Below are 14671 nucleotides of genomic sequence, written 5' to 3' on the forward strand. Positions count from 1 at the left end.
AAGTAGAGATATGGCAACATTAAAATTTAAGACAAACGCTAAATGTGGCGGATGCGTGGCGGCTATCGGCGCTAAGTTGAATAAATTAGTAAAAGAGGACGCATGGTCGATCGACTTGAAATCCCCGGATAAAACATTGACTATAACAACCGATCTTCCGGCGGAGACCATTCTTTCAGCCGTATCGGAGGCCGGTTTCAAGGCCAGCGCCTTGTAGTCGTAGCGATCGGATGGATGAGAAAACAAAGACAGACTCATGGTGAGGAAGTAGCGAATGTGCTTACGCATGGCGCGGGTATGTTGTTCGGCTTAACGGCGATTATCGTCTTGATGATCGCCGGGATTCGTACAGGTGATCCGTGGGTGATCGGTAGTTTCGCCGTTTATGCGTTGTGCATGACTTCCTCGTATGTGACCTCTACCTTTTACCACGCCGCTTCCGATCCCAAGCGAAAATGCCAGTTGCGCCGTTGGGATCATAGCGCTATTTATTTGCATATCGCGGGTACTTATACGCCATTTACCTTGGTGGCTCTCCGCGACGAGGGTTTCTGGGGCTGGGGATTATTTATTACAGTTTGGCTGGCAGCGGTTATCGGCGTATGGTTTAGTTTCCGTCGGATGAAGAAAAAGGATAATCTGAAAACGGTTTGTTATCTGCTGATGAGCTGGGTGGTGATTATCGCTTTCAAACCTTTGATCGATGTTTTCCAGCGTACGGATTCGATGTATGTCTTATATTGGTTGATCGGAGGAGGCTTGTTCTATTCCTTAGGAACGATTTTCTTCTTTCTGGATAAATATAAATATATGCATTCCGCATGGCATTTATTCGTTCTCGGGGGAACGGTTTGCCATTTTATAGCGATCTATAATTTGGTGTAAGGAGAAACAAAGAAGCCGGAACAGTGTTTAGCGGTTCCGGCTTCTTTTATTCTTGTTCTTCCGTATGTTGTTTCTCGTATTTATAATCCGCTAAAATCAACCCCATTGAAAAGCAAGGAAGGGATTCGCCAACTGGAGGATAGGCGGGGGTCGTTTCCGACTTCCGCTAGGTTACTCCATAGGGAGAGCATATTACCCGTGGCGTTCATCTCGGAGATAGGTTGGGATAGCTTGCCTCTCTCGATCAAGAAACCTTCCACACCATACGAGAAATCGCCGGTCGTGCTATTGCAGTTTCCACCGTTGAAGCCGGTCACCAATATACCTTTGTCGATAGAGGCGATCAATCCGTCCAGATCCTTATCACCATTCCGCATGGTAAGAATCGAGGGAGAGCCGATCGTTTGTTCCATGCCCATCTTGTTGGCGGAATACGTATCGATATAATACGTTTTCAATATACCCTGCTCGAATACCGGAAGACGTTTCGTGGCAACACCCTCGCTATCGAAATAACGTGCGCCGGAAGCCTTTACCAAATGAGGCTCATCTATCAAGGTCATCTTGTCGCTCGCTACCTTTTGGTCGATCTTATCCAACAAGAAAGAGTTCTTTTGCTGGATGGAGGAACCGTAAATGGCTCCGATTACTGGAGAAAGCAGACGACTGGAGTTCATGTTATCCACGATCATGGTATATTTACCGGACGCCACTTTCCGCTGTCCCAGTTTTCGAAGCACCCGTTCCAGCGCTTTCGTACCGATACCGGTCTTCACCAGCTCGTCATAATACAAGGAAGAGTCGTACCAATAAGACTCGGGACGGGCGTCACCCTCCCCACGGATGCTGACACTCCCCACCAAGCCATAAGAGGAACCAGAAGCCTCGCCTTCGAAACCGTTGCTGGCTACCATGTACTTAAAGTCCTTCTCGTCGCTGTAGGAAGCGTTGGCGGAGATGATCCGGTCGTCCTTGCCCATGATCTCCTCACAGACGCTCATGGCCAACGCTACCTTGTCGTCCGGTTGCACGGAGTCGAAATTCGGGTCGACCAATCGCAAGTCCGCCGCCCCACCTTTATAATACAAGGAAGCGTCCGGCAGCGTGCGAGCCTTGTCCTCGGCGAGGAAACGAGTGGCGGCGATACCATCCTTGATGAACTTCTCCAGCTCTTTCTTATCCAAGCGATTGGTAGAGTAGGAGCCGTAACGGCCGTCCACGAACAAATGAACCACCATGCTGTTCTCGGATGCCTGTTGCAGACGGTCTATTTTCATATCCCGTATCTCAAACGAACTGCTGGAACCATTGTAAAGCGTGACACGTGAAGATTGGCAACCATTCTTCAAGGCATATTCCATGGCCCATTGAGCCAATTTCTTATTTTCGTTTGTTATCATATTAGTTTTCTCCTCCTACTGTAAGTTTGCTGACTAAGGCCGACGGCATACCGCAGGTTACCGGGCAAGACTGTCCATCCTTACCGCAGGTCCATGTGCCGTTATCCATTTTATAATTATTACCCACCATCGTGATATCCGCCAACGCTTTCGGGCCGTTACCGATGATATTGATATCCTTGATAGGTTGGGTGAGCTTACCGTTCTCGATCAAGTAACCATCCTTCACGAAGAAGGTAAAATCGCCCGCGCCGATCTGTACCTGCCCGTTCGTGAAGTTGGCGGCATAGATACCTTTCTTTACGGTAGAGATGATCTCCTCTTCCGTCACGTTGCCCGCTTCCATATAAGTGGCACGCATACGGGGGATAGGCATCTGACGGAAAGACTCCCGGCGGCCATTGCCCGTAGAGGGGATGCCGTAATGTTTCGCACTGATACGATCGTGCAGATAACTGGTCAAGACTCCCTCCCGTACGATATAGGTTTTTTGTCCGTCCACACCCTCGTCATCGATATTGACTGAGCCCCGGTTGAAAGGAATCGTGCCGTCGTCCACCACGTTGATATGCTCGTTGCAAACTTTCTTGTTCAGTTGATCAGAGAAAATAGAGGTGTTCTTACGGTTGAAATCTGCCTCGAAAGCATGGCCGATCGCCTCGTGCAATAAGATGCCAGAGCCACCGGCACCCATGACAACGGGCATTTCCCCGCCTTTAGGCTTGATCGCCTGAAATAAGATAGAGGTCTTATCCACCGCCTCTTGGGCAAGCTCGTCGATCAGGTCGTCCGTTAGGAATTCCGCTCCCATGCGGAAAGCCCGTGCGGCGTACGAGTTCTCGATCTTCCCGTTATCCTCCATGATGCAGACGGCGCTCAAGGCGCTCATCGGGCGATAATCGTAATAAATCTGCCCTTCCGAGTTACAGAATAAGATATGAGAGGTCGTGTCTCCCAAAGAGGCCATCACCTTGGTGACCCGCTTGTCCTTGGCGAAGATCTGATCGTTTAGTTTCTGCAAGAAAGGCATCTTGTCATTAATGGCTATCTCGTCCCAAGGTGTTTGTACGCTATAGAAATTGTTCGTATGCTTTTCTTCCGTTAAGTTGATAGGAGCGGTATTCGCTGATCCGGTGGCGATCCGCGCAGCCGTACGAGCCGCCTTTAGCATCTCGTCCAAGCTGACGTTCTCCACGTAGGCATATCCCGTTTGGTCGCCGGACAAAACACGTACGCCCATCCCGAAATCGATGTTAGATGAGGCACGGTTTACGGCACCATCCTGCAACCCTACGTTGTTCCTGTATGAATGCTCAAAAAACAAATCGGCATAATCCCCGCCTTTCTCCAAGGCTGCCGCCAATACTTTCCTCAAATCCCCCTCACTCACCTTGAAATAATTCATGGCGAATGAAATACCGGCTGCTTTATCACTCTCACTACCGGTGCAACTTCCTAGTAGGGAAGGAGCCGCTAATGTTCCAAGCATAACCATACTTCCTGTTTTAATGAAATCACGTCTGTTAATATTCATGTTGTTGTTGTTTAGCCCAATCCATCACGTTTGCGGGTGGACGTTGATTCAATAACTCTTTTTTCATAAAATCCATGTAAGGAGCTACGTGCTTGAAGAATTTCTTGTATCCCTTACATAGATAATTTAGTCCCGGCTCTCCATTCGGCGTATGGAGGAACCGGTTTTTCGGGCATTCCCCATGGCAAGCGAAAAGATATTCGCATTCCTTGCATTGCGTAGGGAGCTTATCTTCTTTATCCGTTCCAAACTTTTGTTGTACCGGACTGTACATCATCTCCGTTAATGTCTTTGTTTGGATATTCCCGAGTTTGTATTCCGGGAATACGAAATGGTCGCAAGCATATACGTCGCCATTGAACTCCATTACCCCGGCGTGACCGCAATGGCGGGCCAAGGAGCAGACCCCGGGTTGCTCGCCTACCCAGTTGGCCAAGGTGGAATCGAATAATTGGATGTAGAACTTGCCGACATCCTCTTTCAGCCACTCGTCGAACAAGGCGCAAAGGAAATCCCCCCATTTCTCGCTATCTACCGAGAACGGAGCTAGCTCGATCGCAGCGTCTTGTTCCTCGGGAGAAGATAGCTTGGTACCTTCCTTGTGCCGGCCGATACGCTCCACGATCGGGGCGAATTGGATGAAACGGCAATCCAGTTCCTTGAAGAAATTATAGAATTCCAGCGGATAATCCACGTTATAATCATTCACGACGGCCATGGCGTTATATTCTACCCCATGTTTTTTCAGCAACTCGATTCCCTTCATCACTTTATAGAAAGAGGGGAGTCCCTGCCGGTTCCTACGGTATTCGTCGTGGAACTCTTGCGGGCCATCGATAGATACACCCACCAAGAAATTATTTTCCTTGAAAAATTGGCACCACTCATCATTCAATAGGGTACCATTGGTTTGGATACAGTTGTCTATTTGCCGTCCTCCCGCATATTTACGCTGCAACTCCAAGGCTTTTTTATAGAAGCTGATCGGCCGCATCAGCGTCTCGCCTCCATGCCATGTAAACAAGACTTCTTGCATGGTTTGGCATTCCATGTATTCCTTGATGAACTTCTCGAGTATCTGATCCGTCATGATGTGATTCTTCACGTCCGGATAGAACTTACTTTTCTCAAGGTAATAACAATACTCGCATGCCAAATTACAAACAGAACCAACCGGTTTCAACATGATGTAGACCGGCTTGGCGAAAGGGGAAATATAGGAACTATTCATGGTATACTATTAGATATTACATTTCTATTTCAACTCGAACTCGCTAAGCACGATTTTTTGTTTTAGCTCGCTGAACGTTTGATCTGACTTAGTCAGTGTACGGAAGGTATATTTATCCCCGTATGTGGAAAGTACCTTTTCCATCTCATTTTCTCCGATCAGGAAATAACCTTTGGCGGGTGTTTCTTTATCGAAGTCATGGAAGATATTTCCCATATAGAAGTTTAATCCGTACAGATTCCGATAAATCCGAAGGTTATTTACGACATATACATTCTTTTTATTCAATGGATATTCTTTCAGGATACGTTCAGCGAAAACACGGCAAGAATCCCCTTCACGAATACCTCTCATAATGACACCGTCAATTAATAAATTAACCGAGAATGTCAAGGCTATCGTAGCGTAGAGGATCTTGATATTTATTTTCTTGAACATCTGGTAATAGACCGTTCCTAATATCAATAGATTTATGAAGATAATACAGATCGTAAGCGTACTGGGGTGAACTAATACTTTTGATACCATTTGTACCATGTCCAAGGTCGATGCGTTTTGTGTATATTGACCGACGATACCAACAGGATCAATAATACCGAATACCGTAAGCAAGATCGCTATCATGACGACACTTACTACGGAAGCTAAAAAGGCAGCGAATACCCGAGTTACTTTCGTACGGTATTCTGTAATATATAAGGCATACTGAGCCAAGAACAAGGCAATGAACGGATAAGCCGGCATTAAATATACGCTTCGTTTACTGGAAGGGATCGAATAGAAGAAAAGGATGCCGACTAAAGCAACCAAACTAAATAAACGAACTTTTTCCATGGAGCGGATACGTTTCCACGTATTCTTTAAGATCTCTTTAATAGGTTGCTCAGGCTTGCTAAGTTTCAGCCCGAATAAAGAGAAGAAAAAGAAAATAGTCCAAGGTATAAAGCCTGCCGCCAATGTCATGAAATTGTACCAAACACCATTCTCATGCCCCAGATCATAGGAAATTTCAGGAGTGTTTAGGTGTAAGAAACGAGCGAAATTCTCCGCTAATACGACATTAAGGAACTCATCTCCCCCCTGCTTCCATGCGGCGGTATACCACAACATCGGTAGGAATAAAGAGGAAATTCCCGCATATAATAAAGTCTTGAATATGGTGAGATAACTGTATTGACCTAACATTAATAGATAAATGCCGAATACGAATAGGGGCAATACTATACCTACCGGTCCTTTGCTCAGAACGGCGCATCCTAATAATAAAGGTATGAATATGGGAAGTCCTTTCAGCTCTAATTTATCTTCCCATCGATATAGCTGGAAAAGCCCTATGACGATGAAAGTAGTGAGCAACATATCCACCCGAGTCGTCATGGCCGCTCGATGTATCTCTACGCAGGTGACCAATAGGAGGGTCGCTATGAATGCCTCCTGAAACTTTACGATTCGTTTACCGAAAAAGACCAATACGAACCCGATCAAGGTAATAAAGGCTAAAGCGGATGGCAAGCGGGAGGTGAACTCAGAGACATATCCCTGTGGATAGGAGAAAGCAGCCATTAACCAATGCGCCATCGGTGGCTTAAAAGCGAACTCGTTCGCGTAAGATTGTGGCAAGACCCAATTACCTGTCTCAAGCATGGAGATCGCTACGGCCGCTTCCCGAGGTTCCCCTTTGGTAGAAAAGTCGCCGAGGCCGATCCAAGGTAACACAGATATAATACAGATTACTACCATCATGGTTACCGGCTTTTGCAAGTAAAGATATTGAAGTGTAGGTGTACGCATATGACAATTAATATATAGGGCTTTGGCCCATTAATGTTATAAAACAGTTTGCAAAAGAACAATTTTTTATGGACTTTCCCCGCATTTTTAGAAACTTTTTATGTGCCCAATGAATGTTTGATAGCCTTTCGTATCGCTTCCGCATCCTCCTTGTTTTCCTTTAATATGGAGAGAATCAGGTTTAAATAACTCTCTTTGTTACTGATACCGCAGATCGCGCATAGGCGGCTCTGTGGTAACATCCCTTTTTGATTATAAACACGGAGGATGCTTTTGTAGTTCTCCGTTTCTATATAAGACTCGAACTCTTCTTTTATGTTTTTGTATATTTCTTCCGCATGGATGTTCAGACGGATACTCTCTACATGTTCGGTTAATTGCTCCACCGTCGTTATCTTGCGATCAACGGTAGTCTCCAGTTTTTTACGGACTTGATGTTTGGCATGAAGGATTACTTGCGAGTCCAGTTCTTTTTGGAAAAGACGTACTACGTTTTCTTTCACTTGCTTGAAAACATCGTCCGGATCTTTCATCAACCGTTTGGCGACCGTCTTGATCACATCCTCTATCATCAATAGGTTCTCCACTTCCGCTACGTCCGGTACATAAATATGTTGTTCCCGTAGATAGTTTATTTCTCCTTGCGTACGCCTGTCACGATCTACGATACCTTTGCTATCTAATGTATGGAAGTCTTTCAGTTGGCCGAACGCTTTGGTTGTCTCGATTACTTTTTGGCAACCACCCATCGGTTTCACCAAATAATCGGGGAATATGAAGGGGTAAAGCTTACTGTCGATACTGTTCGTGTCGGTCCCTTCGATAAACAAGATCGGTTTCCGGCTGCCAAGTATTTCCATATATACTTCTTCTGGAAAACTTTCATTACTCTCGATCAACTCGTAATCCCATACGGAATGATCTGCGTCGTAAGAACGAATCCAGATCCGTTTGCTGTCGGAGCGGGAGGTGGCGAAATCAATGTCATGTGTGAGATAAACAAACGTACAGTCCGGGCGTATCGCCTCAATCTCGTCCCAAAGCTGGTTCTTTATGGAGTTGTGGAGAAGGGTTTCCGGCTCTTCGATCACGAGCAAGGCGTTCGGGCATGCGCATAATGCGGCCCCAATCAAGTAGAACACCAGTTTCTCGCTATCGCTCATGCGTCCGGCGGTGTAGGAATTTGAATCACGCCCCGTGGATACAAGCTCGATAAATCCCGACTTTCGTATCAGGCGATTATGCGGAAACATCTTTTCCCAGATCGCTTGTATAATATCTATCTTGGTGATCGGAGGATCTACTTCGTTATTAGTTTTGCTGGCTTCCTTGAAATTGACTGCCGCCTCGAACTCCTCGCTCTGGAGTTGCAAAATCAGTTTCTCGTATTCAGAAATACGTGGCATGAACAGTCGTTCTTTGATCATAGACTGTAAACGTGCGAATTCATTGGAGGCCGATAATTTAGATTCGTCATCGCTGATGAATAAGGCATGTATACCGGATATTCTTTTCGCTTGACCCGCATATCTCTCCAATAAATCTCTGCCAAAAGAGCTTTTCCCCGCACCGTTCGCTCCGATCACGACTAATATCTTCGTGTCTAGCATGATGGGATGTGTCACATTAACTTTCGTTGGGAGTGTTAGTTCCATACATGTTATTGATTAGGTTTTCAAAGATAAGCTTTTTCTTTGAAAGTTCGCACGAGACCTGAAAAATAAAGTGCCTTTCCCGAAACATCCTTAAAGACGGGAAAGGCGCTTTTATTAAAACCTTAGCAGAGTTTTTTCTTATTTGCTCTTCTCCAAGATAACGCGAGCGAGGCGAGCTTGTATTTGCATTAATGTATTAACATCCTCGTTCTCGAAATTGATGTCAGCTACTTTTAAACTTCTTTTGGAGACTACCGGAGCCGATTTAGCAGCCATTAATTCTTGTACTAATTCATCTACTTGCTCTTTGATTTTCTCTGCCTTTTTTGAATAATCTACTGTACGTGCCATAGTTCTTTTGATATTTTATTTTATGAATACTATCGCAAAGATAATTACATTTTTATAATACACATAATAAAACGTAAATATTCTGTGCTATTTTTACGAAAAAGTCCGAGCTGCAATATTTTCGCAGCCCGGACTAGGTAATTATCGAGATGAATGTGTGTTATGCTTTTGTCGTATTCGTCTCGGATACGTCATTTTTTACTTCCCAATGGAACGGTTCGAATTCAGTGTTCGGATCTACCCAAGATGCTTTCTTAGACGCATAGATAATAAACGGTGCCGCAACGACAACAATTACACCGATGAAGAGAACGGCGAACCAAACCGTATTATTTCCTGTAGAAATCTGGCTAGGAGGAATGAAACTTAATACGAACGCTAATAAGGAACCACAGAATCCTAAACCTCCGATCAACCACATCAAGCCATTGCCACCTTTTCCGATACGGAAAGGACGGCCTGCCTTTTTCATCTTATAACGTAATGCGATCGCTCCGGAGAACATCAACATATACATTATTAAATATAAGATCACCGTAAGCTGTGATAAGATCTGATAAAAGCTTTGTACGGATGGCATTACCACGAATAATAAGCTAAGAAGTGTAACAGCCGCTCCTTGGATATAAAGGATGTTTTTCTGTACGCCGATCTTATTGGTCTTCTGGAAGAACGGGGGCAGATAACCTGCTTTACCAACTGCGAATATACCTTTGGAAGGACCAGCGACCCATGTCAATACTCCTGCTAATACGCCAAATGCCAAAGCGATAGCGATAATTGGGGATAACCATGAGGCATGAATGTACTTGAAGTAATTGTCGAATCCCACTAATAAACTTTGCGTAAGATTGATGTCTTTCTCTGGGATAATAATACCCAACGCAAAAGTTCCTAGTACGAAGATTACAACGGTGATCAAGGCACCGATAAATACAGCTTTCGGATAGTTTTTAGAAGGATTGTCAACGTCTTTCACGTGAATACCGCCCATTTCCATACCTGCGTAAAAAAGGAAGATACTTGCGGCTAAGACTAAGTTGTCGAATTTACTGAAGTCGGGGAAGAAGTTACTGTGGAAATCCATATTGGAATGCCCGCCAGTCGCTAGATATACGATACCTAAAATGATGAGTAAGGCCGCCGGGATGATAGTACCTACCATACCTCCAATTTTCGCTACTTTTCCAACCCAACTCAATCCCTTTAGTGAGATAAATGTAGCCAGCCAATAAATAATTAACACGATCGCTAACGTGTAGTATTTGTTATTCGCCAGCAGCATATCTTCGGGATGATCCATACCGATGAAGGCGATGGATACGGCTCCAAAAGTTAATACTGTCGGATACCAGATCGTACTTTCAATCCATTGAACCCAGATAGCCAGAAAGCCTAGACGTTTTCCATAGGCCTCACCTACCCAACGGAATACACCACCTTGTTTGTCTTGGAACATTGCCGCTAATTCCGCTGCCACCAAAGAGGTCGGGATTAAGAATACGATTGCTGCGAATAAGTAATAGAAAGCCGAGCTTAGTCCGTATACGGCTTCTGCTGGCAGTCCGCGTAAAGATACTACTGCCGTCACGTTCATGATTGCTAGGGTAAACACACCTAGCTTTACTGTCTTGTTGATATTTGCCATAGATTTATGTTTTAAAAATGAGAATTACTTCTCTCGTTTAAGTCTGAGTTTATAACAGCGAATCAAAGAAGATGTTTTGTTTTTGCTACGTAAAACTTGGTTAATTAACACATTTCGCTGTTTAAACAAATGGTATATGAGGTTTGTTGTCATAAACCAAAATGAAAAGGATTATAATTAAATAAATAGTAACGCTTATGAAAATGGCCGTATTTGATTTCGCATTGAGAAAGAAGGGGGTATATGGTGTGTTACATATCATTATACTATTGTTGTCGCTGTTCTTGGTTATCAGTATCTCCATCGATACATTTAAGAATATTCCCTTTTACACGCAAACTTCTTATAAGAAGATTCAATTATGGATCTGTTTGTTTTTTCTTTTCGATTTTGTTTTGGAACTTTTCCTATCGAAAGATAAATTACGTTATTTGCGAACGCACTTTATTTTCTTGCTCGTAGCGATCCCTTACCAAAATATAATAGAATATTATCATATTATCACCTCACCCGAGCTTAGTTATTTCTTACGTTTCGTTCCTTTGGTACGGGGCGGGTATGCGTTGGCGATCGTGGTGGGATGGTTATCGTATAATAAGGCATCCGGCTTGTTTGTTTCTTACTTGACGATGTTGTTGGCCACGGTTTATTTCTCAAGTCTTATATTTTTTGTCTTGGAGCATAAGGTGAACCCGTTGGTGGCTAATTATGGGGACGCTCTATGGTGGGCGTTTATGGATGTGACGACGGTTGGCTCTAACATATCCGCTATTACGGTTACGGGACGAGTCCTCTCAGTCGTATTGGCTGCTTTGGGCATGATGATGTTTCCAATATTTACGGTATATGTGACAAGCCTTGTCCAAAAAAGTAACGAGGAGAAAAAGAGGTTTTATGAGAACATACAGGCTCCTTCTCCCCAGCCAAAGGTGAAGGATAAATAGAAACCCTGGTTCCTTACGGTGGATACTGCGAGGTTTTCCCGTAGGGAGTAAATAGGCGGAAGGAAGTGGCTGAGATTACACTATGATTTGTCGGAAAGTTTGATTGGCTTCTGTTTTTTTCGTATCTTTACGGCCCCTAAAACCAGATAGGTAAAAGATGATAAAAGATAAGCAGGCATTGGAAGGCGGGCGCATATCCATACTTGGCGCACGTGTTCATAATCTGAAGAATATAGATGTAGAGATTCCGAGGAATAAGTTGACGGTGATTACCGGCATGAGTGGTAGCGGCAAGTCCTCATTGGCGTTCGATACGATTTTCGCCGAGGGACAAAGGCGGTATGTGGAGACATTCTCGGCTTACGCCCGGAATTTCTTAGGGAATATGGAGAGACCCGATGTGGATAAGATAACGGGCCTGAGTCCGGTTATCTCCATTGAGCAAAAGACAACCAATAAGAATCCTCGTTCCACTGTCGGTACGACTACCGAGATCTATGACTTTTTCCGTTTGCTTTACGCTAGGGCGGGAGAGGCCTATTCCTATTTGAGCGGGGAGAAGATGGTGAAATATACCGAGGATCAAATCTTACGGCTGATCTTGGATGAGTACAACGGGAAAAAAACGTATCTCTTGGCTCCGTTGGTCCGTAATCGTAAGGGGCACTATAAGGAACTTTTCGAGCAGATACGTAAAAAAGGATATCTGAACGTCCGTGTCGATGGCGAGTTGAAAGAGATCTTCCATGGGATGAAGCTGGATCGTTATAAGATGCACAGCATCGAGGTGGTGATCGATAAGATGATTGTCTCCGAGGCAGACGAGCGTCGTTTGAAAGAGAGCTTGAAGATCGCCATGAAGCAAGGCGATGGCCTTGTGCTGATACTGGATGCCGAGACTAACGAGGTTCGCCATTATAGTCGTCGCTTGATGGACCCGGTGACCGGATTGTCTTACAGTGAGCCGGCTCCGCATAATTTCTCGTTCAACTCCCCTCAAGGAGCGTGTCCGAAATGTAAAGGCTTAGGACAGGTCAATTTGTTGGATATGGACAAGATCGTTCCCGATCCATCCTTAAGTATATATAGCGGTGGCATCGTCGCTTTAGGTAAATATAAGAATTCGTTGATATTCTGGCAGATCGAGGCGCTTTGCCAAAAGCATGGCGTGACGATCAAGACGCCTATACGGGATATTCCCGAGGAGGCGATGGACGAGATCATGAATGGTACAGACGAGCGGTTGCAGATCAAGAATGACTCGTTAGGATCGTCTAACTATTTCTTGTCGTATGAGGGAGTCGCCAAGTATATCTTGATGCAACAGGAGAGCGAGGCGTCCGCCTCGGCGCAGAAATGGGCGGGACAATTCATCAAGATGGCCACTTGTCCGGAATGTAACGGTTGGCGGTTAAATAAGGAGGCGTTGAGCTACCGGATAGCGGGAAAGAATATCGCCGAGTTGTCGGCCATGGATATCTCGGAATTATATGAGTGGCTGGAGGGTATTGAGGAGAAGCTAGACCCGAAACAGCTTCGGATCGCTACGGAGATATTGAAGGAGATACGCTCCCGCCTGCGCTTCTTGCTGGATGTGGGATTGGATTATCTTTCCATGAACCGGGGTTCCGCTACCTTGTCCGGTGGCGAGAGTCAGCGTATCCGTCTGGCTACCCAGATCGGAAGCCAATTGGTGAACGTACTTTATATATTGGATGAGCCGAGCATCGGTTTGCACCAGCGGGACAACGTCCGTTTGATTAATTCCCTGAAACAATTGCGTGATACGGGAAACTCCGTGATCGTCGTGGAGCATGATAAGGATATGATGCTGAGTGCCGATTACGTGGTGGATATGGGGCCTAAAGCGGGCCGTCTGGGGGGTGAGGTCGTTTTTGAGGGAACGCCCAAGGAGATGCTGCGTGTAGATACCTTGACCTCTTCCTATCTGAATGGAAACACGGAGATAGCCGTTCCTGCCGAGCGTCGGAAAGGCAACGGGCAATTTATTACGATCGAGGGAGCCAGCGGCAATAACCTGAAGCATGTGGACGTGTCTTTCCCCTTGGGTACTCTTATTTGCGTCACGGGTGTGTCGGGTAGCGGAAAGTCTACCTTGATAAACCGCACGCTGCAACCGATCTTGAGCCAGCATTTCTATCGCTCGCTGGAAGACCCCTTGGCATACGACGCCATCGAGGGAATCGAGCATGTCGATAAGATCGTGAATGTGGATCAATCTCCGATCGGTCGTTCCCCCCGGAGCAACCCAGCTACCTATACGGGGGTATTCTCGGATATCCGGAATCTGTTCGTGGAACTTCCGGAATCGAAGGTGAGAGGGTATAAACCGGGACGTTTCTCTTTTAACGTATCGGGCGGACGGTGCGAGACCTGTAAGGGAAATGGCTATAAGACGATCGAGATGAATTTCCTTCCGGACGTGCTGGTGCCTTGCGAGGATTGTCACGGCAAGCGATATAACCGGGAAACCCTAGAGGTTCGTTTTCGTGGGAAATCAATTGCGGATATCTTGGATATGACGATTAATATGGCAGTGGAGTTCTTCGAGAATATCCCGACTATCTTATCCAAGATCAAGGTCCTGCAGGATGTAGGTCTGGGATATATCAAGTTGGGGCAACCCTCTACTACCTTATCCGGTGGCGAGAGCCAACGTGTCAAGCTGGCTACCGAGCTGGCGAAGCGGGATACGGGAAAGACGCTTTATGTATTGGATGAACCTACCACCGGTCTGCACTTCGAGGATATCCGGGTCTTGCTGGGGGTATTGAACAAGTTGGTGGATAAAGGCAACACGATCATCGTTATCGAACATAACCTCGATGTTATCAAAAGCGCCGATTACTTGATCGATATGGGCCCCGAGGGCGGTCGCCGTGGAGGTAACGTCCTTTTCACCGGGACTCCGGAGGCTTTAGCGAAGAGTGGCGTCGGGTTTACGGCTCCGTTCTTGAAAGAAGAGTTAGATATAGCAAATAAGAAAAAATGAAGAATCCTATACAAATGATCAAGCAGTGCGTGGAGAAGGAGGAACCTTACTTCGTGCTGAGAGGGCAGGACGTATGTGCGTTGGCTGCCATAGAGACCTATTATGAGGAGGTGAGGAATAAGGTGAAAGATCCTTATTTCATCGAGGAGATCGAAGAGATCATGAAAGATTTCCGGGCGTACCGGGAGGAAGTGTCTAACACTAAAATACCGGATTGAT

Annotated in this window: 12 protein-coding genes; 5 read left to right on the forward strand and 7 right to left on the reverse strand. The window is 45.5% G+C overall.

Translation table 11 applies throughout. From position 1 onward, the window contains the following. Positions 1–10: 10 nt before the first annotated feature. Both ACYIA1_RS05810 and trhA read left to right on the forward strand, forming a co-directional pair. Positions 11–217 (forward strand): heavy-metal-associated domain-containing protein, encoded by a 207-nt coding sequence (locus tag ACYIA1_RS05810; protein ID WP_005857310.1) that lies wholly within the window; start codon positions 11–13, stop codon positions 215–217. Between the two features lie 17 nt (positions 218–234). After that, positions 235–885, forward strand: a complete 651-nt coding sequence (gene trhA / locus ACYIA1_RS05815; RefSeq protein ID WP_009275107.1) for a PAQR family membrane homeostasis protein TrhA — start codon at positions 235–237, stop codon at positions 883–885. A gap of 80 nt (positions 886–965) precedes the next feature. Here trhA and ACYIA1_RS05820 read toward each other — a convergent pair whose 3' ends face one another. From ACYIA1_RS05820 to gadC, 7 genes are all read right to left on the reverse strand, one after another. Further along, entirely contained in the window at positions 966–2285 is a 1320-nt protein-coding gene (locus tag ACYIA1_RS05820) for a TldD/PmbA family protein (protein WP_005862700.1), read from the reverse strand. A 1-nt stretch (position 2286) separates the two neighbouring features. Beyond that, the gene (locus ACYIA1_RS05825) at positions 2287–3819 is read right to left on the reverse strand and encodes a TldD/PmbA family protein (RefSeq protein WP_008772291.1); all 1533 of its coding nucleotides are present in this window, start codon (positions 3817–3819) and stop codon (positions 2287–2289) included. Beyond that, positions 3809–5050 carry an anaerobic sulfatase-maturation protein gene (locus ACYIA1_RS05830; protein ID WP_005862697.1) on the reverse strand — a complete coding sequence of 414 codons (1242 nt, stop codon included), beginning with the start codon at positions 5048–5050 and terminating at the stop codon, positions 3809–3811. The genes ACYIA1_RS05825 and ACYIA1_RS05830 overlap by 11 nt, the downstream gene beginning before the upstream one ends. A gap of 24 nt (positions 5051–5074) precedes the next feature. After that, positions 5075–6841: an ArnT family glycosyltransferase gene (locus ACYIA1_RS05835; protein WP_480334677.1), complete on the reverse strand. Its 1767-nt coding sequence runs from the start codon at positions 6839–6841 to the stop codon at positions 5075–5077. Positions 6842–6939: 98 nt separating this feature from the next. Continuing rightward, entirely contained in the window at positions 6940–8496 is a 1557-nt protein-coding gene (locus ACYIA1_RS05840; RefSeq protein WP_022192595.1) for a DUF4435 domain-containing protein, read from the reverse strand. A 138-nt stretch (positions 8497–8634) separates the two neighbouring features. Beyond that, a complete protein-coding gene (locus tag ACYIA1_RS05845; RefSeq protein ID WP_005857296.1) occupies positions 8635–8847 on the reverse strand; it encodes a hypothetical protein in 213 nt (70 codons plus the stop codon). A gap of 160 nt (positions 8848–9007) precedes the next feature. After that, positions 9008–10495: a glutamine/gamma-aminobutyrate antiporter GadC gene (gene gadC / locus ACYIA1_RS05850; protein ID WP_005857294.1), complete on the reverse strand. Its 1488-nt coding sequence runs from the start codon at positions 10493–10495 to the stop codon at positions 9008–9010. Positions 10496–10692: 197 nt separating this feature from the next. Here gadC and ACYIA1_RS05855 point away from each other — a divergent pair, with 197 nt between their 5' ends. From ACYIA1_RS05855 to ACYIA1_RS05865, 3 genes are all read left to right on the forward strand, one after another. Further along, on the forward strand, positions 10693–11439 hold the full coding sequence (locus tag ACYIA1_RS05855) for a potassium channel family protein (RefSeq protein ID WP_121772422.1): 747 nt from the start codon (positions 10693–10695) through the stop codon (positions 11437–11439). Between the two features lie 157 nt (positions 11440–11596). Continuing rightward, entirely contained in the window at positions 11597–14452 is a 2856-nt protein-coding gene (gene uvrA / locus ACYIA1_RS05860; RefSeq protein WP_480334681.1) for an excinuclease ABC subunit UvrA, read from the forward strand. Beyond that, positions 14449–14670 carry a hypothetical protein gene (locus ACYIA1_RS05865; protein ID WP_005857287.1) on the forward strand — a complete coding sequence of 74 codons (222 nt, stop codon included), beginning with the start codon at positions 14449–14451 and terminating at the stop codon, positions 14668–14670. The genes uvrA and ACYIA1_RS05865 overlap by 4 nt, the downstream gene beginning before the upstream one ends. Position 14671: the final 1 nt, after the last annotated feature.

Source organism: Parabacteroides sp. KHUB-02 (genome assembly GCF_056640955.1).